At 60.2% G+C, this 20,921-nt stretch carries 22 protein-coding genes and 1 tRNA gene; 16 read left to right on the forward strand and 7 right to left on the reverse strand.

The window, feature by feature from the left end; all coding sequences use genetic code 11:
- Genes phrB through D8U60_RS12510 form a run of 8 tightly spaced genes read left to right on the forward strand, consistent with a single transcriptional unit; the run spans window position 1 to window position 6,790 of the window.
- Window positions 1–1,446: a deoxyribodipyrimidine photo-lyase gene (gene phrB / locus D8U60_RS12475; protein WP_130900217.1), complete on the forward strand. Its 1,446-nt coding sequence runs from the start codon at window positions 1–3 to the stop codon at window positions 1,444–1,446.
- Window positions 1,439–1,861: a nuclear transport factor 2 family protein gene (locus D8U60_RS12480; RefSeq protein ID WP_073473500.1), complete on the forward strand. Its 423-nt coding sequence runs from the start codon at window positions 1,439–1,441 to the stop codon at window positions 1,859–1,861. The genes phrB and D8U60_RS12480 overlap by 8 nt, the downstream gene beginning before the upstream one ends.
- Window positions 1,858–2,640 carry an SDR family NAD(P)-dependent oxidoreductase gene (locus D8U60_RS12485; protein ID WP_016773219.1) on the forward strand — a complete coding sequence of 261 codons (783 nt, stop codon included), beginning with the start codon at window positions 1,858–1,860 and terminating at the stop codon, window positions 2,638–2,640. The genes D8U60_RS12480 and D8U60_RS12485 overlap by 4 nt, the downstream gene beginning before the upstream one ends.
- Window positions 2,637–3,884, forward strand: coding sequence for an FAD-dependent oxidoreductase (locus tag D8U60_RS12490; protein ID WP_016773218.1), 1,248 nt, complete (start codon window positions 2,637–2,639; stop codon window positions 3,882–3,884). Before D8U60_RS12485 ends, D8U60_RS12490 begins: the two co-directional genes overlap by 4 nt.
- Window positions 3,881–4,696: a DUF1365 domain-containing protein gene (locus tag D8U60_RS12495; RefSeq protein WP_122706681.1), complete on the forward strand. Its 816-nt coding sequence runs from the start codon at window positions 3,881–3,883 to the stop codon at window positions 4,694–4,696. The genes D8U60_RS12490 and D8U60_RS12495 overlap by 4 nt, the downstream gene beginning before the upstream one ends.
- The gene (locus D8U60_RS12500; RefSeq protein ID WP_016773216.1) at window positions 4,683–5,948 is read left to right on the forward strand and encodes a cyclopropane-fatty-acyl-phospholipid synthase family protein; all 1,266 of its coding nucleotides are present in this window, start codon (window positions 4,683–4,685) and stop codon (window positions 5,946–5,948) included. Before D8U60_RS12495 ends, D8U60_RS12500 begins: the two co-directional genes overlap by 14 nt.
- A complete protein-coding gene (locus D8U60_RS12505; RefSeq protein ID WP_130900218.1) occupies window positions 5,941–6,432 on the forward strand; it encodes a DUF2878 domain-containing protein in 492 nt (163 codons plus the stop codon). The genes D8U60_RS12500 and D8U60_RS12505 overlap by 8 nt, the downstream gene beginning before the upstream one ends.
- A 52-nt stretch (window positions 6,433–6,484) precedes the next feature.
- The gene (locus tag D8U60_RS12510; RefSeq protein WP_024014290.1) at window positions 6,485–6,790 is read left to right on the forward strand and encodes a YkgJ family cysteine cluster protein; all 306 of its coding nucleotides are present in this window, start codon (window positions 6,485–6,487) and stop codon (window positions 6,788–6,790) included.
- A 107-nt stretch (window positions 6,791–6,897) separates the two neighbouring features.
- On the opposite strand, the gene D8U60_RS12515 is transcribed toward D8U60_RS12510, so the two are convergent.
- From D8U60_RS12515 to hemA, 6 genes are all read right to left on the reverse strand, one after another.
- Window positions 6,898–7,416: an acyloxyacyl hydrolase gene (locus D8U60_RS12515; protein ID WP_016773213.1), complete on the reverse strand. Its 519-nt coding sequence runs from the start codon at window positions 7,414–7,416 to the stop codon at window positions 6,898–6,900.
- Window positions 7,417–7,527: 111 nt separating this feature from the next.
- Entirely contained in the window at window positions 7,528–8,319 is a 792-nt protein-coding gene (murI, locus tag D8U60_RS12520) for a glutamate racemase (protein WP_130900219.1), read from the reverse strand.
- On the reverse strand, window positions 8,312–9,067 hold the full coding sequence (locus D8U60_RS12525) for a molybdopterin-synthase adenylyltransferase MoeB (protein WP_130900220.1): 756 nt from the start codon (window positions 9,065–9,067) through the stop codon (window positions 8,312–8,314). Before D8U60_RS12525 ends, murI begins: the two co-directional genes overlap by 8 nt.
- On the reverse strand, window positions 9,061–9,891 hold the full coding sequence (gene prmC, locus D8U60_RS12530; protein WP_130900221.1) for a peptide chain release factor N(5)-glutamine methyltransferase: 831 nt from the start codon (window positions 9,889–9,891) through the stop codon (window positions 9,061–9,063). The genes D8U60_RS12525 and prmC overlap by 7 nt, the downstream gene beginning before the upstream one ends.
- A complete protein-coding gene (gene prfA, locus D8U60_RS12535; RefSeq protein ID WP_016773210.1) occupies window positions 9,892–10,974 on the reverse strand; it encodes a peptide chain release factor 1 in 1,083 nt (360 codons plus the stop codon).
- Complete coding sequence (gene hemA, locus D8U60_RS12540) at window positions 10,971–12,257, reverse strand: glutamyl-tRNA reductase (RefSeq protein WP_016773209.1); 1,287 nt, start codon at window positions 12,255–12,257, stop codon at window positions 10,971–10,973. The genes prfA and hemA overlap by 4 nt, the downstream gene beginning before the upstream one ends.
- 182 nt (window positions 12,258–12,439) lie before the next feature.
- On the opposite strand from hemA, the gene D8U60_RS12545 reads away from it, so the two are divergent.
- The 8 genes from D8U60_RS12545 to ychF all read left to right on the forward strand — a co-directional run bounded on the left by D8U60_RS12545 (window position 12,440) and on the right by ychF (window position 19,362).
- Window positions 12,440–14,164 carry a tetratricopeptide repeat protein gene (locus D8U60_RS12545; RefSeq protein WP_024014295.1) on the forward strand — a complete coding sequence of 575 codons (1,725 nt, stop codon included), beginning with the start codon at window positions 12,440–12,442 and terminating at the stop codon, window positions 14,162–14,164.
- Window positions 14,165–14,167: 3 nt separating this feature from the next.
- Window positions 14,168–14,785: a lipoprotein insertase outer membrane protein LolB gene (lolB, locus tag D8U60_RS12550; protein ID WP_016773207.1), complete on the forward strand. Its 618-nt coding sequence runs from the start codon at window positions 14,168–14,170 to the stop codon at window positions 14,783–14,785.
- 3 nt (window positions 14,786–14,788) lie between these two features.
- Window positions 14,789–15,640, forward strand: coding sequence for a 4-(cytidine 5'-diphospho)-2-C-methyl-D-erythritol kinase (gene ispE / locus D8U60_RS12555; protein WP_122611794.1), 852 nt, complete (start codon window positions 14,789–14,791; stop codon window positions 15,638–15,640).
- A gap of 37 nt (window positions 15,641–15,677) precedes the next feature.
- Window positions 15,678–15,752 (forward strand) — tRNA-Gln (locus tag D8U60_RS12560).
- A gap of 45 nt (window positions 15,753–15,797) precedes the next feature.
- Window positions 15,798–16,739: a ribose-phosphate pyrophosphokinase gene (locus D8U60_RS12565; protein ID WP_003171603.1), complete on the forward strand. Its 942-nt coding sequence runs from the start codon at window positions 15,798–15,800 to the stop codon at window positions 16,737–16,739.
- 141 nt (window positions 16,740–16,880) lie between these two features.
- Entirely contained in the window at window positions 16,881–17,483 is a 603-nt protein-coding gene (locus tag D8U60_RS12570) for a 50S ribosomal protein L25/general stress protein Ctc (protein ID WP_024014298.1), read from the forward strand.
- Between the two features lie 171 nt (window positions 17,484–17,654).
- A complete protein-coding gene (pth, locus tag D8U60_RS12575) occupies window positions 17,655–18,239 on the forward strand; it encodes an aminoacyl-tRNA hydrolase (RefSeq protein ID WP_016773203.1) in 585 nt (194 codons plus the stop codon).
- Window positions 18,240–18,261: 22 nt separating this feature from the next.
- Complete coding sequence (gene ychF / locus D8U60_RS12580) at window positions 18,262–19,362, forward strand: redox-regulated ATPase YchF (protein WP_016773202.1); 1,101 nt, start codon at window positions 18,262–18,264, stop codon at window positions 19,360–19,362.
- A 144-nt stretch (window positions 19,363–19,506) separates the two neighbouring features.
- On the opposite strand, the gene D8U60_RS12585 is transcribed toward ychF, so the two are convergent.
- The gene (locus tag D8U60_RS12585; protein WP_039761258.1) at window positions 19,507–20,724 is read right to left on the reverse strand and encodes an MFS transporter; all 1,218 of its coding nucleotides are present in this window, start codon (window positions 20,722–20,724) and stop codon (window positions 19,507–19,509) included.
- Window positions 20,725–20,921 lie beyond the last annotated feature (197 nt).

The raw sequence follows: 20,921 nt of genomic DNA on the forward strand, positions 1-20,921 counted from the left end.
ATGCAACTGATCTGGCTGCGCAGCGACTTGCGCCAACATGACAACACTGCCCTCGCGGCGGCCGCAGCGCGCGGCCCGGCCGTGGCGGTGTATCTGTTGAGTCCTCAGCAATGGCTGGAGCACGACGATGCGCCGTGCAAAGTGGATTTCTGGCTGCGCAACCTGCGCGAACTGAGTCAGAGCCTCGGCGCGCTGAACATCCCGTTGTTGATTCGCAACGCACCGCACTGGGATCAGGCGCCAGCAGAACTGCTCAAGCTGTGCCGGCAATTGAAGATCGAGGCGGTGCACGTCAACGAGGAATACGGCGTTCACGAAAGCCGCCGCGATGAAGCCGTGGCCGAAACGTTGCAGGCCGAGGGCATCGAATTCCACAGCTATCTGGATCAGTTGCTGTTCAAACCCGGCACGATCCTGACCAAGACCGGCACCTATTTCCAGGTGTTCAGTCAGTTCCGCAAGGTCTGCTACGAACGCCTGCACCGCTCGATGCCGGCATTGATCAAAGCACCGGGCAAACAGGCCGCGCTGGATATCGAAAGTGACGCAATTCCCGAGGCGGTCAAAGGCTTCGCCACGCCGAGCGAATCCCTGCGCGCCTTGTGGCCGGCCGGCGAGCAAGAGGCGCGGCGCCGCCTCGACACCTTCACCGACGCGCAGATCGACTACTACCGCAGCGAACGCGACTTCCCGGCCAAACCCGGCACCAGCCAATTGTCGGCCTACCTCGCCGCCGGGGTGATCTCGCCACGCCAGTGCCTGCACGCTGCACTGCAAAGCAATCAGGGCGAGTTCGAAAGCGGCAAGGTCGGCGCAGTGACCTGGATCAACGAGCTGCTGTGGCGCGAGTTCTATAAACACATTCTGGTCGGCTATCCACGCGTCTCGCGGCATCGCGCCTTCCGCCCGGAAACCGAGGCGCTGGCCTGGCGCGATGCGCCGGAAGAACTCAAGGCCTGGCAGGAGGCACGCACCGGACTGCCGATCATCGACGCGGCGATGCGCCAACTGCTGGAAACCGGCTGGATGCACAATCGCCTGCGCATGGTCGTGGCGATGTTCCTGACCAAAAACCTGCTGATCGACTGGCGCGAGGGCGAACGCTTTTTCATGCGCCACCTGATCGACGGCGACCTGGCGGCCAACAACGGTGGCTGGCAATGGAGCTCGTCGACCGGCACCGACTCGGCGCCGTACTTCCGTATCTTCAACCCGCTGAGCCAGTCGGAAAAATTCGATGCCGAAGGCGTGTTCATCAAGCACTGGTTGCCGGAACTGGCCCGGCTCAACAAGAAGGAAGTGCACAATCCGGCGGCAGCCGGAGGACTGTTCGGCGTGGCCGATTATCCGCCGCCGATCGTTAATCTCAGCACTTCACGCGAGCGTGCGCTGACGGCGTTCAAGAACCTGCCGTCGCGCCAGCCTGTGGGCGGCAGCGATGAGTGAATTCCTGCGCAGCTTCGCCCGCGAGTTTTCCGGGTTGAACAAAGACAACCTGCATCGCCTCGGCGAGCTGTACAGCGACGACATTCATTTCACCGATCCGCTGCACGAAGTTCAGGGCCTGGCACAACTGCGGGATTACTTCAGTGAGCTGTACGCCAACGTCAGCGATCTGCGTTTCGATTTTCATGGTTTCGACCAGATCCGCGAAGGTGAGGGTTACCTGCGCTGGGTCATGAGTTATCGCCATCCGCGCCTGGCCAACGGTCGGGAAATCAGGGTCGGTGGCTGTTCGCACCTGCTCTGGCGCGACAAGGTTTATCGCCATCGGGATTATTTCGATGCCGGGGCGCTGCTGTATGAACACTTGCCAATATTGGGCCGGGCGATTGCCTGGCTGAAAAGGAGAATGGGATGAGTCGTACACCTCCACGGCGGTATTGGCTGACCGGCGCCAGCAGTGGCATCGGTGCAGCATTGTGTGAGGACATTCTGAAAAGCGGCGCGCACCTGGCGGTCAGCTCGCGCTCGGCCGCGCCGCTCAAGGTTTTGTCCCAGCGTTACCCGGGCCAGGTGCTGGTGGTGCCCGGCGATCTGACCAACAGTCAGACCGTGCGCGAAATCGGTGAGCAGATCGCCGAGGCCTGGGGTTCGCTGGACAGCGTGATTCTCAACGCCGGCACCTGTGAATATGTCGACGCGCGCCAGTTCGATTCCTCGATCATCGAGCACGTGGTGCGCACCAATCTGCTCGCCAGCAGCTATTGCATCGAAGCCGCCCTGCCGCTGTTGCGCAAAGGCACCGCGCCGCATCTGGTCGGCATGGCCAGCTCGGTGACTTACCTGCCGCTGCCACGGGCCGAAGCCTACGGCGCATCGAAGGCCGGGCTGCGTTACCTATTCGAATCGCTGCGCATCGATCTGGCGGATGAAGGCATTGAAGTCACCATCATCAGCCCGGGTTTTGTCGAAACGCCGCTGACCGAGAGGAACGATTTCCCGATGCCGCTGAGCTGGCCTGCGGATAAAGCGGCGCGGCACATCTTCGCCAAACTCAAGGACCGTCCGCTGGAAATTGCCTTCCCCGGACTGTTCATGGCCGCGCTGTGGCCGCTGTCGAAACTGCCCGCCCGCGCGCAATTGGCGATCGGCAAACGCATGGTGCGCAAGAACCCACCGCAGCGGGACCCGATATGAAAATCGCCGTAATTGGCAGCGGTATCGCCGGGCTCACCTGCGCCTACCTGCTGAACCGCCGCCACGACATCACCGTGTTCGAAGCGAGTGACTGGGTCGGCGGCCATACCCACACCGTACCGGTCAGCGTGGCCGGGCAATCGTTCGCCATCGATACCGGTTTCATCGTGTTCAACGACTGGACCTATCCGAATTTCATTCGCTTGCTCAACCAGCTTGGCGTGGCGTTCAAGCCGACCGAAATGAGCTTTTCGGTAACCGACCCGGACACCGGCGTGGAATACAACGGCAACAACCTCAACAGCCTGTTCGCCCAGCGCAGCAATCTGTTGTCGCCGGGGTTCTGGGGCATGCTGCGCGACATTCTGCGCTTCAACAAAGAAGCCCAGCGCGACCTGATCGAACTGCGCATCGCCGCCGACACCACCCTCGATGATTACCTCAAGGCTGGCGGCTACGGCGAGCGTTTCATCCTGCATTACATCGTGCCGATGGGCGCGGCGATCTGGTCGATGCCGATGGCGGAAATGCTCAATTTCCCGCTGCAATTCTTCCTGCGTTTCTTCAAGAATCATGGCCTGCTCTCAGTCAGCGATCGTCCGCAGTGGCAGGTCATCGAAGGCGGTTCCAGTGCCTATGTGGCGCCGCTGACTGCTTCATTCAGCGACAGGATCCGCCTGAACTGCCCGGTCAAGCGCGTCGAGCGCAACCAGCACGGCGTAGTTATCCACAGCCCGGCCGGCCTCGAACATTTCGACAAAGTGGTGTTCGCCTGTCACAGCGATCAGGCGCTGAACCTGCTGGCCAACCCGAGCGACGCCGAGCGTTCGATTCTCGGTGCCCTGCTCTACGCCGACAACGACGTCGTGCTGCACACCGACACGCGCCTGCTGCCAACGCGCAAACTGGCCTGGGCCAGCTGGAACTATCGCCTCGGCGGCGCCGGCCATACGCGCGCGGCGGTCACGTACAACATGAACATTCTGCAGGGCATCGAGAGCGACACCACGTTCTGCGTCAGCCTCAACCAGACTGCCGGCATCAGCCCGGATAAAGTGCTGGCCCGCTATACCTACGCCCACCCGCAATACACCCTCGCCGCAGCGGCCGCGCAAAACCGTTGGGGCGAACTCGACGGCGAGCAGCACACGCATTATTGCGGCGCCTACTGGGCCAACGGCTTTCATGAAGATGGCGTGGTCAGCGGGCTGCGCGTAGCCGCCGCGTTCGGTGAAACCCTGTGAACAGCGCTCTGTACAGCGGCGTCATCGGCCACCGACGTTTTTCGCCGCGCCGCCACGAATTCCGCTACCGCATCGGCCTGCTCTATCTCGATCTGAGCGAGCAGGATGCCGTGCTGGCCCTGTCGCCACTGGCCGGGCGCAGCCGCTTTGCGCCGTTCTCGTTTCGCGAAACCGATTACCTGAAAGCCTTCACCGGCAAGGGCATGCGCCTGATCGACGCCGTGCGTCAGCAGGTCGGCGCAGCCATCGGTCATGAGCCACAAGGCGCGGTATGCCTGCTGACCCAGCCGCGCAGCTGGGGGCTGTCGTTCAATCCGGTGAGTTTCTTCTACTGCCATGAAGCCGACGGGCAACTGGCGGCGATCGTTTGTGAAGTGACCAACACGCCGTGGCGCGAGCGTTATCACTATGTGCTGCCGGCGCAGACGCCGACCAGCCTGGTGGATTTCCATCAGCATTTCGCTGTGGCCAAGGCGTTTCACGTCTCGCCGTTTCTGCCCCGCGACCTCGAATACCGCATGAGCTTCAGCCCCGCTGCGCAAAGCCTCGGCGTGCACATGGCCGATTGGCAGGGCAACGAGAAACTGTTCGACGCCACGCTCAATCTGCGCCGTGAACCGCTCGATCGTCGCAGCCTGCATCGCTACCTGCGGCGCTTTCCGTGGATGACCGCAAAAACCGCTCTGGCGATTTATTGGCAAGCACTGCGACTGCTGCTCAAGCGCGCGCCGATCTTCCCTCACCAGGCTGCCGACGGCAGCTTTAAAACCGCCACTGTGCCTCCGAAGGAGCCGCACCATGAAATCCTCTAGCCTGCCGCTCGGTCGCTTCAGCACCAACGGTTTGACCGGCTCGCTGCTGCGCCGTGGCGTGTTGCGCCAATTGGCCCAGCTCAAACACGGACAATTGATGGTCGTCGAGGATGGCGAACAAATGCTTTTCGGCACCCCGGGCAGTGCTCTGCTCGGCGAAGTCCATGTACTCGACCCGGCCCTGTGGGGCATGGTCGCCAGTAGCGGCTCGATCGGCGCCGGCGAAGCATTCATCCACGGCTATTGGAGTTCGCCGGACCTGACTGCTGTGGTGCGCGTGTTCGTCAGCAATCTCGATGTACTCGATGCCATGGAAGGTGGCCTGGCGCGTCTGGGCCGGCCCTTCGTGCAAGGCCTGCATTGGCTCAATCGCAACACGCGCAAGGGTTCGCAGAAAAACATCGCCGCGCACTACGACCTCGGCAATGAACTGTTCGAACAGTTTCTCGACCCGACCATGATGTATTCCGCCGCCCAGTTCCTTTCGCCGAGCGACACCCTGGAACAGGCGCAACTGAACAAACTTGAACGCATCTGCCAGAAACTCGCGCTCAAGCCCAGCGACCACCTGCTGGAAATCGGCACCGGTTGGGGCAGCATGGCCCTGTACGCAGCGCAGCATTACGGTTGCCGCGTGACCACTACGACGCTGTCGAAAGAGCAGTTCGCGTTCACCGCCAAGCGCATCGAACAACTCGGCTTGCAGGATCGCGTCACCCTGCTGCTCAAGGACTACCGCGACCTCAGCGGCGAGTACGACAAACTGGTGTCGATCGAGATGATCGAAGCGGTCGGCCATCGGTTCCTGCCGACCTACTTCAAGCAATGCGCGCAGTTGCTCAAGAGCAACGGCCTGATGCTGCTCCAGGCGATCACCATTCGCGAGCAACGCTACGAACAGGCCAAGCGCAGCGTCGACTTTATCCAGCGCTACATCTTCCCCGGCGGCGCACTGCCCTCGGTGCACAAGATGCTCGATGTGGTCAGCCGCGAAACCGACATGAACCTGCTGCACATGGAAGATTTTGGCCTGCATTACGCCAAGACCCTGCGCCTGTGGCACGAGAACTTTCGCCTCGCCCATGGTCGCCTGAGCGAACTGGGCTACGACGATTATTTCCTGCGCCTGTGGGAGTTCTATCTGTGCTACTGCGAGGGCGGATTCCTCGAACGCACCATTGGCACCGCGCAATTGCTGCTGGCCAAACCGGCGGCGATGACCGCTCCCCTGCTCGGGCGCTTCGATGCGTGAGCGAATCGCCAATGCCGTGCTGTTTCAGCTCGGCTGGCTGGCCTGCGTGCTCGGCGGCAACAGTTTGTGGCTGCTGCTGGCGGTGGCGGCTCTGGTGATTCATCTGCGCTGGATCAGCAGTTGGGCGGCAGAAGGTCGTTTGATTCTGTGCGTGGTGATTGTCGGCACGGCGGTGGACAGCGTCTTGCGTTACCTCGACGTGTTCCGCTTTGCAGACGCCTCACCGCTGATTCCGCTGTGGCTGATGCTGCTCTGGGCGCTGCTCGCCACCACGTTGCGCCACTGCCTGGCCTGGAGCGCGCGGCCATGGTGGCTGGCCAGCGCACTTGGCGCGGTAGGCGGCGCATTGTCGTACTACGCTGGCGGACGGCTGGCCGGCGTGCAATTTCCCTATGGCGATATCCCCACGCTGATCTTGATCGGGCTGCTCTGGGCAGGCTTGTTCCCACTGTTGCATTTGATGGCGCGGCGTTTGGCGCCGTGAGCGTCCGTCAGCGCTTTCACACTCACAGCGATCACTGCCTTACACTGCCACGATGAAAACCATCCCCCACACCCAAATTGCCGAACCGGCGGTCACCTGCTCGACCTGTGCGGCGTGCTGCTGCCAGCTCGAAGTGATGCTGATCACCGACACCGGCGTGCCTGATCGCTTTATCGATACCGATGAATGGGGCGGTGAAGTGATGCTGCGTCTGGACGACGGCTGGTGCGCGGCGCTGGATCGCGACAGCATGATGTGCACGATCTATGAACGACGCCCGCTGATTTGCCGCGAGTTTGAAATGGGCGCGCCGGAGTGCATCGAAGAGCGCCGGGGTATTGCGACAGCCTACCGTTGATTCAAAAACAAAAGATCGTCCGATCGCGGCCCGAGCCTTCGGCAGCTCCTGCAGGAGACATCATTCCCATGTAGGAGCTGCCGAAGGCTGCGATCTTTTGATCTTTGTTACAGCGGCATTGTGTAATGCAGCGCGTAGCTTTCTACACCATCGTTGTCGCTGGACAGGCCGGCGTTGGAGTAGTGCGTGGCGCGGATGCCGACTTCGTGGCCGCCGTTGAAGCGCAGGCCGACACCGATGCGGTCTTCGAACTGGAAGGAGCCGCCCAGGTTGTTGCTTTCGTATTCGGTGTTGGAGAAGAACGCCACGCCGATACCCGCTTCCACGTACGGTTTGACCGACTGGCCGGCAAACTCGTAAACGAATACAGGCGAGAACGACAGGCTGTTGTTGCTGGAAGTCTTGTCACCTTCCCAATACGTGTAGGCACCGCTCCAGTAGCCGGTCAGGCGACCCACGTCGCTCTGCAGCCAGCTCTTGTCCCAGTCGAAATTCATGCCTAAGCGATACGTCATTGTCGAATCGCTGGTACCGCCGACGGCGAATTCAACGCCAGCGGCTTGTGCAGAAATGCTTTGCCCCATCAGTGCGGCCGCAATCGCGGCCAAGCAGAATAGTCGCTTCACTTTGAAACTTCCTTTTCCGGAACGATCGTTTGGTTTTTAGTTGCTGCTGTCGCTATAGAAATCCGCGCTTGGTCAGAAGTTCAGCGTTTTTTTAGTTATTTCACATTTTTTTTACAAGTCGAAGTTTTGCACATTCGACGCAGTTTGGCCCAGCAAGGGTAGGATTTTTCTGAGGGATTGCGGATCGCCGCTGGTCCAGAACTTCACCGGCTGGCTCGGACGTTGCGCCAGCAGATCACGCTCGGCGAGCAAGCGCTGCAACTGCCGGGCTACGGCAGTTCCGGTATCGATCAGGCTGACATCGTCGGCGATCATCGACCTGAGTAACGGCTTGAGGAAGGGATAATGGGTGCAGCCAAGAATGATTGTGTCGCAGTTTTGCGCCAGCAATGGAGCGACGTAACCTTGCAATAAAGTGCGTAATTCGGCGCTGTGCAGATCACCCGTTTCGATCAGTTCGACCAGTCCCGGACAAGGCTGGGTGATGACTTTCATGTCAGCCGCGAAACGATCGAGCAACGCGGCAAACTTCGCGCTCTGCAACGTGCCGGTCGTGGCCAGGACGCCAACCACGCCGCTTCGCGTGGCCGCTGCGGCCGGTTTGACCGCCGGTTCCATGCCGACAATCGGCCAGTCCGGGAAATCACGACGCAGATCGGCCACACCGGCCACGGTCGCTGTGTTGCAGGCCAGCACCAAAGCCTTGGCACCCTGCTCGCGAAAAAATCCTGCCATCGCACTGCAACGCTGGCGGATGAATTCCGGGGTTTTCTCGCCGTAAGGAATGTGCCCGCAATCGGCGACGTAAAGCAGCGATTCGTTGGGCAGCAAGCGCTGGATTTCGCCGAGAACCGACAAGCCGCCGACCCCGGAATCGAACACGCCGATCGGCGCTTCACGCATGGCGCGCGCCACAGACGCTGCAGCCCGGATCACGCTTGACCCGCAGCTCACGGAAGCGCGAACCCAGAGCGTCGATCAGCAACAAACGCCCCACCAATGGCTCGCCAAAGCCGACCAGCACCTTCAACGCTTCCAACGCCTGCAAGCTGCCGACCAGACCGACCAGCGGCCCGACCACGCCGGCCTCGCTGCAGGTCAGTTCGGCTTCGCTGCCGTGTCCGTACAGGCAGTGGTAGCAAGGGCTTTCGGCACGCCGTGGATCGAACACCGACAGCTGCCCTTCCAGACGAATCGCCGCGCCGCTGACCAATGGCTTGCGCGCGGCAACACAGGCGGCGTTGACCGCCTCACGGGTAGAGAAGTTGTCCGAGCAATCGAGCACCAGATCCACCGCCGCTACCGCTGCGGCGAGGGAATCGGCGTCCAGCGCCTGACGATGGGCGACCAGTTGAATTTCGGGATTGATCGCGCCCAGGCGCTTGAGCGCCGAGTCGACCTTGGACATGCCGACACTGTCGGTGTCGTGAATGATCTGCCGTTGCAGGTTGGTCAGATCGACCGTGTCGAAATCCGCCAGATGCAACTCGCCGACGCCCGCTGCCGCCAGATACAACGCCACCGGCGCACCGAGACCGCCAAGGCCGACGATCAGCACGCGGCTGGCCTTGAGCTTCAGCTGCCCGTCGATGTCGATGTGTTGCAGCAGAATCTGCCGGCTGTAGCGCAGCAATTCCTGATCATTCAGCACGGCAGGCGCCCCAGACTGATGCGTTGATGGCCGCCCAGATCGGTGCGGCTGTGGACTTCTGCAAAGCCACGAGTGAGCAGTAGGTCACGCACGGCTTTGGCCTGATCATAGCCGTGTTCGAGCATCAGCCAGCCGCCGGCTTCAAGATGATCCGGCGCCTGCGCAACAATCAGGCGCAGATCGTCGAGGCCATCTTCACCGGCGATCAGCGCACTGGCCGGTTCGAAGCGTACATCGCCCTCGACCAGATGCGGATCGGCGGCGGCAATGTACGGCGGGTTGCTGATGATCAGTTGAAAGCGCTGGCCTTCAAGGGCGCTGAACCAATGGCTGTTCAGCACCGTGGCGTTGTTCAGGTGCAGACGCTGGCGGTTGCGTTCGGCCAGGGCCACGGCTTCAAGCACACGATCCACGGCGGTGACTTTCCACGCCGGGCGTTCGCTGGCCAAAGCCAAAGCAATCGCACCACTGCCGGTGCCCAAGTCGAGGACCTTGGCCGGGGTTGCCGGCAGCAGCTCAAGGGCTGCCTCTACCAAAAGTTCTGTATCGGGACGCGGGATCAGCGTGTGCGGCGCGACTTCCAGATCGAGTTTCCAGAAGCCCTGCTGGCCCAGAATGTAAGCCACCGGCTCGCCACTGCGGCGGCGTTGCAAATACTCGGCAAAGGTCAGCGCAGCCTCGCTCGGCACGATGCGCTCGGGCCAGGTGTGCAGGAAGCTGCGCGACTTGCCCAGTGCGGCGGCGAGAAGCAATTCAGCGTCCAGACGCGCAGTCGGCGAGTCCGGCAACTCGGCAGCGCGCAACAGGCTGGCGATGATGGTCATTTATTCACCTATCGCTGCGAGCTGGTCAGCCTGATATTCGGCCAGCAGCGGCTCGATCACGGCTTCGACGCCACCGGCGAGAATTTCATCCAGGGAATACAGGGTCAGGTTGACGCGATGGTCGGTGACCCGGCCCTGGGCGTAGTTGTAGGTGCGGATACGCTCGGATCGATCACCGGAGCCGACCAGCAACTTGCGCTCACTGGCAATCGCGTTGGCTGCCGCTGCGTTCTGCTGATCGTTGAGTTTTGCCGACAGCCACGCCATCGCCCGGGCACGGTTCTTGTGCTGGGAACGTTCTTCCTGACACTCGACGACGGTGCCGGTCGGGATGTGGGTGATGCGGATCGCCGAATCGGTGGTGTTGACGTGCTGACCACCAGCGCCGGAGGAACGGTAAGTGTCGACACGCAGATCCGCCGGGTTGATCTCGATGGCTTCGCGCTCGTCCGGCTCGGGCAATACCGCCACGGTGCAGGCCGAGGTGTGGATCCGGCCCTGGGATTCGGTGGCCGGCACGCGCTGGACGCGGTGTGCGCCGGACTCGAATTTCAACTTGCCGTAAACGTTGTCGCCTTCAATGCGCGCGATGACTTCTTTATAGCCACCGTGTTCGCCTTCGTTTTCCGAGAGGATCTCTACGCGCCAGCCACGCCGCTCGGCATAACGCGAGTACATGCGGAACAGGTCGCCGGAGAAGATCGCCGCCTCGTCGCCACCGGTGCCGGCGCGAATTTCGAGGAAGACGTTGCGCCCGTCATTCGGATCTTTAGGCAGCAGCATGCGCTGCAGATCGGATTCCAGCGTGACCAGCAACTCCTTGGCTTCGCGAACTTCTTCCACGGCCATTTCGCGCATGTCCGGGTCGTTGTCCTTAAGCAGCGCCTGCGCGCCTTCAAGATCGCTTTGTACGCCGAGCAGCTTTTTATAGGCGGCCACTACCGGCTCGAGTTCGGCGTACTCCTTGGAATAGGCGCGGAACTTGGCCTGATCGGCAATGACTTCACCGTCGCCGAGCAGCGCGGTCAGTTCCTCGAAACGGTCCTGGAGAATGTCCAGCTTGTTGAGCAGTGACGCTTTCATTGCGGTTTTTTATCCGAAAAACTATCCGGTGAGCCCTCAAGGGCAAAGAGTTCCTGGGCCATGGCCAGCGCATCGAGGCGGCCTTCGGCAGACAGCTTTTTCAACTGCACGCTGGGCGCATGCAAGAGTTTGTTGGTCAGGCCACGGGCCAGTTGCCCGAGCACGTCTTCGGCGTTGCCGCCGTTGGCCAGCAGACGCAGGGCCTTCTGCAATTCCTCGTCCCGCAGGCGTTCGCTCTGTTGACGATAGGCCTTGAGCACATCGACTGCCGCCAGTTCGCGCAGGCGCACCATGAAATCGTCGGCGCCGACCGAGACCATTTCCTCCGCCGCTTGCGCAGCGCCCTGACGGCTCTTGAGGTTCTCGGCGACCACTTCGTGGAGATCGTCGACGCTGTACAGGTAAACGTCGTCGAGTTCGCCGACTTCCGGCTCGATATCGCGCGGTACGGCAATGTCGACCATGAAGATCGGCTTGTGCTTGCGCAGCTTCAGCGCACTTTCCACCGCGCCCTTGCCGAGGATTGGCAACTGGCTGGCGGTCGAACTGATGACGATATCGCTGCGCACCAGCTCCGCCGGAATGTCCGAGAGCAGTACCGCGTGAGCGCCGAATTGCTCGGCCAACTGACTGGCGCGCTCCAGCGTGCGGTTGGCGACGACGATGCGCTTGACTCCCAGCTCATGCAAATGGCGCGCGACCAGCGTAATCGTCTCGCCGGCGCCGATCAGCAGCGCCTGACTGCGTTGCAGATCGCTGAAAATCTGTTTCGCCAGGCTCACTGCGGCAAACGCCACCGACACCGGGTTCTCGCCGATCGCGGTATCGGTACGCACTTGCTTGGCGGCATTGAACGTCGCCTGAAACAGCCGCCCCAGCAGCGGACCGATGGTGCCGGCCTCGCGGGCCACGGCGTAGGCCGATTTCATCTGGCCGAGAATCTGCGGTTCGCCCAGCACCAGCGAGTCGAGCCCGGAAGCGACGCGCATCATGTGACGAACAGCCGCATCGTCTTCATGCACATAGGCACTGGCGCGCAGTTCGTCGAGGCTCAGATGGTGATAATCGGCCAGCCAGCGCAGCACGACATCGGCCGAGAGCTGATCCTGTTCTATATAAAGCTCACTGCGATTGCAGGTGGAGAGGATCGCGGCTTCGCGGCTGTCGGTCAGTCGGCAGAGCTGCTGCAAGGCCTCCACCAGCTGCTCAGGGGTAAAGGCCACGCGCTCGCGGACGTCTACTGAAGCAGTCTTGTGGTTAATACCGAGTGCAAGGAAGGCCATTCAAGGTCGCTGGTGGTGACGTGAAGCCGGCAATTGTCCTACTTCGAAAGATTCAGAACAACTACCGCTGACTATTGTCCCAATCGTCAGCCCCTATAATGGCCACAATTGAGTCTCGGTTATGTTTGGCCGAAGGCTTGTGTCATGATGATCCGACCGCAGGTTAGTCGTCCTCTTCCTATATGAATAGATCTTCCGCGTTGCTCCTCGCTTTTGTCTTCCTCAGCGGCTGCCAGGCCATGGCGCCCGTTGCGCCGGACGGCACCCCGCCGGTCGAAGACACCACGCCCGCACCTGAAAAGCCCAAGGTTTACGGCTCATTCAGCGAGGAAACCGTGTTCAGCCTGCTGAGCGCCGAACTCGCTGGCCAGCGCAATCGTTTCGACATTGCCCTGGATAATTACGTGACCCAGGCCATCAACACCCAGGATCCGGGCGTCTCCGAGCGGGCTTTCCGCATCGCCGAATATCTGGGCGCCGATCAACCGGCCCTCGACACCGCGCTGATCTGGGCGCGCAACGCCCCGGACGATCTCGAAGCGCAACGCGCCGCTGCGGTGCAACTGGCTCGCGCCGGGCGTTACGACGACTCCATGGTCTACATGGAGAAAGTCCTGCAGGGCAAGGGCGATACCCATTTCGATTTCCTCGCGCTGTCGGCCGCCGACACCGATCAGGAAACCCGCAACGGCCTGATGAAAAGCTTCGACCGTTTGCTCCAGCGCCACCCGAACAACAATCAGCTGATTTTCGGCAAGGCTCTGCTGTTGCAGCAGGACGGCGACAATCAAGGCGCGCTGACTCTGCTCGAAGACAACCCACCGGAAGACGGCGAAATCGCACCGATCCTGTTGCGCGCGCGCCTGCTTCAGTTGCTCAACCGTGGTGACGAAGCGCTGCCGCTGTTGCAGAAAAGCATCAGGAAATACCCGGAAGACAAGCGCCTGCGCCTGACATATGCGCGCATGCTGGTTGAACAGGACCGCATGGACGACGCCAAGGCAGAATTCTCCACCCTCGTTCAGCAATACCCGGAAGACGATGAATTGCGTTATTCGCTGGCGCTGGTGTGCCTGGAAGCCAAGGCGTGGGATGAAGCCAAGGGTTATCTGGAAGACCTGATCGCTCGCGAAAGCCATGTCGATTCAGCGCATCTGAACCTCGGCCGGATTGCCGAAGAGCGCAATGACCCACAAGGCGCGCTCATCGAATACGCCCAGGTCGGCCCGGGCAATGACTACCTGCCGGCACAGCTGCGTCAGGCCGATATCCTGATGAGCAACGGCAAGACCGCCGAAGCGCAAAGCAAACTGGCGGCCGAGCGTGACGAGCAACCGGATTACGCGATCCAGCTGTATCTGATCGAATCGGAAAGCCTGTCGGCCAATAAACAGGACGACAAGGCCTGGAAGGTTCTGCAACAAGCGCTGCAGAAATATCCGGACGATCTCAACCTGCTTTACACCCGCGCCATGCTCGCGGAGAAACGCAATGATCTGGCGCAAATGGAGAAAGACCTGCGCCTGATCATCAAGCGCGACCCGGACAACGCCATGGCGCTGAATGCGCTGGGCTACACCTTGTCCGACCGCACCACCCGCTACGCTGAAGCGAAAACGCTGATCGAGCAGGCGCACCAGATCAATCCGGAAGACCCGGCGGTACTCGACAGCCTCGGCTGGGTGAACTATCGCCTGGGCAATCTGGACGACGCGGAGAAATACCTGCGCCAGGCGCTCGAGCGTTTCCCCGACCATGAAGTCGCCGCGCACCTTGGCGAAGTCCTCTGGGCCAAGGGCAATCAACGCGAAGCCAAACAAGTGTGGGGCAAGTTCCTCAAGGATCAGCCCGACAGCACCATTCTGCGCAGCACCATCAAGCGCCTGACCGGATCCGAGAATCTTTAAACCATGCTTTTGCGCCACGTTATTGTTTTCAGCTTCATCGCCCTGCTCGCCGGTTGCTCGGGTTTCGGCACTCGCGAATCAGTCGAGGGTCACGGCAGCCCGGCTCAATGGGCAGCGAACAAACAGCAACTGACCGGCCTTGATGGCTGGCAGATCGACGGCAAGATCGGCATCCGCGCGCCGAAGGATTCCGGCAGCGGCACGCTGTTCTGGCTGCAACGTCAGGATTACTACGACATTCGCCTGTCCGGCCCGCTGGGTCGTGGCGCGGCACGCCTGACCGGGCGCCCGGGCAAGGTGTCGCTGGAAGTCGCCAACCAGGGCCGCTACGAATCGCAATCTCCTGAAGCCCTGCTCGAAGAACAGCTGGGCTGGAAATTGCCGGTATCCAATCTGGCCTGGTGGGTTCGTGGCCTGCCCGCGCCGGAAAGCAAGAGTCGCTTGAACCTGGACGCCGACAGTCGTCTGGCCAGCCTTGAGCAGGACGGCTGGAAAGTCGAATACACCGCCTACACCGAACAGAATGGTTACTGGCTGCCCGAGCGCATCAAGCTGCACGGCACCGACCTTGACGTAACGCTGGTGATCAAGACCTGGCAACCGCGCAAGTTGGGGCAATAAAGCATGACCGCTGCACGCCTGACCCTGCCCTCGCCGGCCAAACTCAACTTGATGCTGCACATTCTCGGTCGCCGTGAAGACGGTTATCACGAATTGCAGACGCTGTTTCAATTCCTCGATTACGGCGATGAAATCACTTTCGCCGTGCGCGATGACGGCGTGATTCAACTGCACACCGAATTCGCCGGCGTGCCCCACGACAGCAACCTGATCGTGCGCGCAGCAAAAATGTTGCAGCAACAATCCGCCTGCGCGCTCGGCATCGACATCTGGATCGACAAAGTCCTGCCCATGGGCGGCGGCATTGGCGGCGGCAGCTCGAATGCGGCGACGACCCTGCTCGGGCTCAACCATTTGTGGCAACTGGGCTGGGATGAAGATCGCCTGGCGGAACTGGGCCTGTCACTCGGTGCCGACGTACCGGTGTTCGTCCGTGGCCATGCGGCATTTGCCGAGGGCGTCGGGGAGAAACTGACCCCGGTCGAACCCGAAGAACCGTGGTATCTGGTGCTCGTGCCGCAAGTCGCTGTTAGTACGGCAGAAATTTTTTCCGATCCTTTGTTGACACGTAACACACCGCCCATTAAAGTGCGCCCCGTTCCCGAGGGAAACAGTCGAAATGACTGCTTGCCGGTGGTAGCAAGGCGTTATCCAGAGGTACGTAACGCATTGGATTTGTTAGGTAAATTTACCGAAGCAAAGCTCACCGGAACTGGAAGTTGTGTGTTTGGGGGCTTCCCAAGCAAAGCTGAAGCTGATAAAGTCTCGGCCCTTCTGACAGAGACCCTTACAGGGTTTGTAGCGAAAGGAAGCAACGTTTCGATGTTGCATCGCAAGCTGCAAAGTCTGCTCTAAAGGAATCAAGTGCCCGGCACTTGAAAGCAACAGATACAGGGGCGTCGCCAAGCGGTAAGGCAGCAGGTTTTGATCCTGCCATGCGTTGGTTCGAATCCAGCCGCCCCTGCCATTTTCTCTACTCATCCAGGTTACCCTCAGCCTCTAGGTACTGCGCGTGTCCAAGATGATGGTCTTTACGGGGAATGCCAACCCCGATCTGGCTCGGCGTGTCGTACGTCAGCTGCATATCCCTCTCGGTGACATCTCTGTCGGCAAATTTTCCGACGGCGAAATCACAGCCGAGATCAATGAAAACGTTCGCGGTAAAGACGTCTTCATTATTCAGCCGACCTGCGCTCCGACCAACGATAACCTGATGGAACTGGTAGTGATGGCTGACGCCTTCCGCCGCTCCTCGGCTACTCGTATCACTGCTGTTATTCCTTATTTTGGTTATGCCCGTCAGGATCGCCGTCCGCGTTCCGCACGTGTGGCTATCAGCGCGAAAGTCGTTGCTGACATGCTTACCGTAGTCGGCATCGACCGTGTTCTCACGGTTGATCTGCATGCTGACCAGATTCAGGGCTTCTTCGATATTCCGGTAGATAACATCTACGGCTCCCCGGTTCTGGTGGATGACATCGAAGATCAGCGCTTCGAAAACCTGATGATCGTGTCCCCGGACATTGGTGGCGTCGTGCGTGCACGGGCTGTTGCCAAGTCGCTGGGCGTCGATCTCGGGATCATCGACAAACGCCGTGAGAAAGCCAATCACTCTGAAGTGATGCATATCATCGGTGATGTCGAAGGGCGTACCTGTATTCTCGTCGATGACATGGTCGATACCGCCGGCACCCTGTGCCACGCGGCCAAGGCCCTGAAAGAGCATGGCGCAGCCAAGGTCTTTGCCTACTGCACACACCCTGTGCTGTCGGGCCGGGCCATCGAGAATATCGAAAATTCCGTGCTGGACGAGCTGGTGGTGACCAACACCATCCCGCTGTCCGCTGCAGCACAAGCCTGTGCACGTATCCGTCAACTGGATATCGCACCGGTTGTTGCCGAAGCGGTTCGCCGCATCAGCAATGAAGAATCGATCAGCGCGATGTTCCGTTAAGGGCCCTGCCCTTCGCGAAATGTCTCGTTGACGAAAAGCGCCCCGCCCCGGCATTCCTGTCGGGGCGGGGCTTTTTTGCCCATACCGTGTTCGGCGCTGGTCGCAAACGCCACTCGGTCATGGCTATTTTGGAGATACAAAATGAACGATTTTACTCTGAATGCTGAAGTGCGTTCCGACCTGGGGAAAGGTGCGAGCCGCCGCCTGCGTCGTCTCGCCGCTCTGGTTCCAGCTGTTGTTTACGGTGGCGACAAAGCCCCTGAATCCATCAGCATGCTGGCCAAAGAAGTTGCCAAACTGCTCGAAAACGAAGCGGCTTACAGCCACATCATCGAGCTGAACGTTGGTGGCACCAAGCAGAACGTCATCATCAAGGCTCTGCAGCGTCACCCGGCCAAAGGCCACGTGATGCACGCTGACTTCGTACGCGTTGTTGCCGGCCAGAAACTGACCGCCATCGTGCCTGTACACTTTGTTGGCGAAGAAGCTCCAGTGAAGAAAGGCGGCGAAGTTTCGCACGTTGTTGCTGAAATCGAAGTGACCTGCCTGCCAAAAGATCTGCCTGAGTTCATCGAAGTCGATCTGTCGAAAGCAGAAATCGGCACCATCATTCACCTGTCGGACCTCAAAGCTCCTAAAGGTGTTGAGTTCGTTGCTCTGGCACACGGCGATGACAAGGCTGTTGCCAACGTCCACGCTCCACGTGTTGCTGCAGAACCTACCGAAGAAGGCGAAGCAGAGTAATTCACTCTGTCATGCCGGAGTGAGCAAGTAACATCGCGGACTGGAACGTAGCGAGAAAGCGGGCGAGAACGCGGAGTTTACATCCATGGTAAATGAGCATTTTTCGTCCACTTTCGCCGCTTTCCCCGATCGCGGCGATGTTATCCACCACTCCAAGGAAGGGCCCCTATCGTGACTGCCATCAAACTGATCGTTGGCCTGGGAAATCCAGGCGCTGAATACGAGCAGACCCGGCATAACGCAGGGGCCCTTTTTGTTGAGCGCATCGCCCACGCACAGAATGTGAATCTTGTGGCCGATCGCAAATATTTCGGCCTGACCGGGCGCTACTCGCATCAGGGTCAGGATGTTCGTCTGCTGATTCCCACCACTTACATGAACCGCAGCGGCCAGGCCGTGGCGGCACTCGCCGGTTTCTTCCGCATCAAGCCTGAAGAAATCCTCGTGGCGCATGACGAACTCGACTTGCCTCCGGGCGTTGCCAAGCTCAAGCAGGGCGGCGGCCATGGCGGTCACAACGGGTTGCGCGACATCATTGCGCAACTGGGCAATCAGAATACGTTCTACCGCCTGCGGCTTGGCATCGGCCATCCGGGCGTTGCCAGTATGGTTTCAAATTTCGTCCTGGGTCGTGCGCCACGCGCCGAACAGGAAAAACTCGATGCCAGCATCGACTTTGCCCTCGGCGTGCTGCCGGATATCCTCGCCGGGGAATGGAACCGCGCGATGAAAAACCTGCACAGCCAGAAGGCCTGACTTTTACCCGAGGGGAAACACCATGGGATTCAATTGCGGCATCGTCGGCCTGCCTAACGTCGGCAAGTCCACCCTGTTCAACGCCCTGACCAAATCCGGTATCGCGGCCGAGAACTTCCCCTTCTGCACCATCGAGCCGAACAGCGGCATCGTGCCGATGCCGGATCCGCGTCTGGAAGCCCTGGCGGCCATCGTCAATCCGAAGCGCATCCTGCCGACCACCATGGAATTCGTCGACATCGCCGGCCTCGTCGCCGGCGCCTCGAAAGGTGAAGGCCTGGGCAACAAGTTCCTGGCCAACATCCGCGAAACCGACGCTATCGCTCACGTGGTGCGCTGCTTCGAAGACGACAACGTGATTCACGTTTCCAACAGTGTCGACCCGAAACGCGACATCGAAATCATCGACCTGGAACTGATCTTCGCCGACCTCGACAGCTGCGAGAAACAACTGCAGAAAGTCGCGCGCAACGCCAAGGGCGGTGACAAGGACGCCGTGGTTCAGAAGGCTCTGCTTGAGCAACTGATCGCGCACTTCACCGAAGCCAAACCGGCGCGCAGCCTGATGAAGAACATGAGCGCGGATGAGAAAGCCGTGATCAAGGGCTTCCACCTGCTGACCACCAAACCGGTCATGTACATCGCCAACGTTGCCGAAGACGGTTTCGAGAACAACCCGCACCTGGACGTGGTCAAGGCCATCGCCGAAGAAGAAGGCGCCATGGTCGTTCCGGTGTGCAACAAGATCGAAGCGGAAATCGCCGAGCTCGATGACGGCGAAGAAAAGGACATGTTCCTCGAGGCCTTGGGCCTGGAAGAGCCCGGCTTGAACCGCGTGATCCGCGCCGGCTACGAAATGCTGCACCTGCAGACCTACTTCACCGCCGGTGTCGAAGAAGTCCGCGCCTGGACCGTCAAGGTCGGTGCTACCGCACCACAGGCCGCTGGCGTGATCCACACCGACTTCGAAAAAGGCTTCATCCGTGCCGAAGTCATCGCCTACAACGATTTCATCCAGTACAAGGGCGAAGCCGGCGCCAAAGAAGCTGGCAAATGGCGCTTGGAAGGCAAGGATTACATCGTCAAGGACGGCGACGTGATGCACTTCCGCTTCAACGTCTAAGCAACAGCCGGGCAAGAAAAAGCCGCGTTTCATACGCGGCTTTTTTGTGCCCGAAAGATTGTTAAAAGATCGCAGCCTTCGGCAGCTCCTACAGATGTACATCTATCCCCTGTAGGAGCTGCCGAAGGCTGCGATCTTTTGATCTCAAGCTTTTTTAGTACGCGGCAAAAAAATCGCCAACACACCAAACAACGGCAAGAACGAGCAAAGGAAATACACGTACTCAATCCCGTGCACATCCGCCAGATGCCCGAGCAGCGCCGCGCCAATCCCGCCGAAACCGAACATCAGGCCGAAGAAGATCCCGGCAATCATCCCGACATTACCCGGCACCAGTTCCTGCGCGTACACCACGATCGCCGAAAATGCCGACGCCAGAATGAAGCCGATCACCACGCTGAGAATGCTGGTCCAGAACAGATCGACATGCGGCAGGATCAAGGTGAATGGCGCCACCCCCAGGATGGAAAACCAGATCACTGCCTTGCGCCCGATCTTGTCGCCAATCGGTCCACCGAAGAACGTCCCCGCCGCCACTGCGCCCAGGAAAAGGAACAAGTGCAGCTGCGAGCTGGCAACCGACAGGTCGAACTTCTCGATCAGGTAGAAGGTGAAGTAGCTGGTGAAACTGGCCATGTAGAAATACTTGGAGAACACCAGCAGCCCGAGCACCACCAGCGCACTGGTCACCCTGCCCTTCGACAAGCCGTGCGTCGCCGCCTGGCCGGCCTTGAGCTTGAACAAGTTGAGGTGATTGGCGTACCAGCGGCTGATGCGGTACAGCACGAACAGCGCAAACACCGCGAACAGTCCAAACCACGCCACATTGCCTTGGCCGAAGGGAATGATGATCGCCGCCGCCAGCAATGGGCCAAACGCGGAACCGGCATTGCCGCCGACCTGAAAGGTCGATTGCGCCAGACCAAACCGGCCGCCTGAGGCCAGTCGCGCAACACGCGAGGCTTCCGGGTGAAAGGTCGACGAGCCGATACCAATCAGCGCCGCCGCCAGCAGAATCAATGGGAAGCTGCCGACCACTGACATCATCAGAATGCCGATCAACGTACACACCGTACCCGCCGGCAACAGCCACGGTTTGGGGTGGCGATCAGTGTGATAACCGACCCACGGCTGCAACAGCGACGCGGTCAACTGGAAGGTCAAGGTGATCAGGCCGACCTGGGTGAAGGTCAGGCCATAGTTGGCCTTGAGCATCGGGTAGATCGACGGCAGCACCGACTGGATCAGGTCATTGATCAGATGCGCCAGCGCCACCGCGCCGATGATGCGCATCACCAAGGGGCTGCTTTGCGGAGCAGCGGTCGCCGAGGCAGCGGCGGTCTGAACGTTGCTGATAGCCATGGAAAATTCCGGACAGCAGATGGGTGCCCGCAGGCAGGTGCGTCAATGTGCCATTTTTCGGTGCGCTCGCGCTATCCCCTTAGCCAGCTAACTAAGTTATTGATGACACACCACCGTGTAGGAGCTGCCGAAGGCTGCGATCTTTTGATCTTGCTTCTAAGCATCAAAGTCAAAAGATCGCAGCCTTCGGCAGCTCC

It is taken from the genome of Pseudomonas sp. Sample_11 (assembly GCF_004307505.1).
Lineage (GTDB): Bacteria > Pseudomonadota > Gammaproteobacteria > Pseudomonadales > Pseudomonadaceae > Aquipseudomonas > Aquipseudomonas atacamensis.

Excerpts from the sequence above, each read along its gene's own strand:
- hemA (WP_016773209.1), bottom strand. The coding sequence starts at position 12,257 with ATGGCCTTCCTTGCACTCGGTATTAACCACAAGACTGCTTCAGTAGAC.
- D8U60_RS12585 (WP_039761258.1), bottom strand. The coding sequence starts at position 20,724 with ATGGCTATCAGCAACGTTCAGACCGCCGCTGCCTCGGCGACCGCTGCT.
- D8U60_RS12485 (WP_016773219.1), top strand. The coding sequence starts at position 1,858 with ATGAGTCGTACACCTCCACGGCGGTATTGGCTGACCGGCGCCAGCAGT.
- murI (WP_130900219.1), bottom strand. The coding sequence starts at position 8,319 with ATGCGTGAAGCGCCGATCGGCGTGTTCGATTCCGGGGTCGGCGGCTTG.
- prmC (WP_130900221.1), bottom strand. The coding sequence starts at position 9,891 with ATGACCATCATCGCCAGCCTGTTGCGCGCTGCCGAGTTGCCGGACTCG.
- D8U60_RS12500 (WP_016773216.1), top strand. The coding sequence starts at position 4,683 with ATGAAATCCTCTAGCCTGCCGCTCGGTCGCTTCAGCACCAACGGTTTG.
- D8U60_RS12510 (WP_024014290.1), top strand. The coding sequence starts at position 6,485 with ATGAAAACCATCCCCCACACCCAAATTGCCGAACCGGCGGTCACCTGC.
- prfA (WP_016773210.1), bottom strand. The coding sequence starts at position 10,974 with ATGAAAGCGTCACTGCTCAACAAGCTGGACATTCTCCAGGACCGTTTC.
- lolB (WP_016773207.1), top strand. The coding sequence starts at position 14,168 with ATGCTTTTGCGCCACGTTATTGTTTTCAGCTTCATCGCCCTGCTCGCC.
- D8U60_RS12505 (WP_130900218.1), top strand. The coding sequence starts at position 5,941 with ATGCGTGAGCGAATCGCCAATGCCGTGCTGTTTCAGCTCGGCTGGCTG.
- D8U60_RS12480 (WP_073473500.1), top strand. The coding sequence starts at position 1,439 with ATGAGTGAATTCCTGCGCAGCTTCGCCCGCGAGTTTTCCGGGTTGAAC.
- ispE (WP_122611794.1), top strand. The coding sequence starts at position 14,789 with ATGACCGCTGCACGCCTGACCCTGCCCTCGCCGGCCAAACTCAACTTG.
- D8U60_RS12570 (WP_024014298.1), top strand. The coding sequence starts at position 16,881 with ATGAACGATTTTACTCTGAATGCTGAAGTGCGTTCCGACCTGGGGAAA.
- ychF (WP_016773202.1), top strand. The coding sequence starts at position 18,262 with ATGGGATTCAATTGCGGCATCGTCGGCCTGCCTAACGTCGGCAAGTCC.
- D8U60_RS12545 (WP_024014295.1), top strand. The coding sequence starts at position 12,440 with ATGAATAGATCTTCCGCGTTGCTCCTCGCTTTTGTCTTCCTCAGCGGC.
- D8U60_RS12490 (WP_016773218.1), top strand. The coding sequence starts at position 2,637 with ATGAAAATCGCCGTAATTGGCAGCGGTATCGCCGGGCTCACCTGCGCC.
- phrB (WP_130900217.1), top strand. The coding sequence starts at position 1 with ATGCAACTGATCTGGCTGCGCAGCGACTTGCGCCAACATGACAACACT.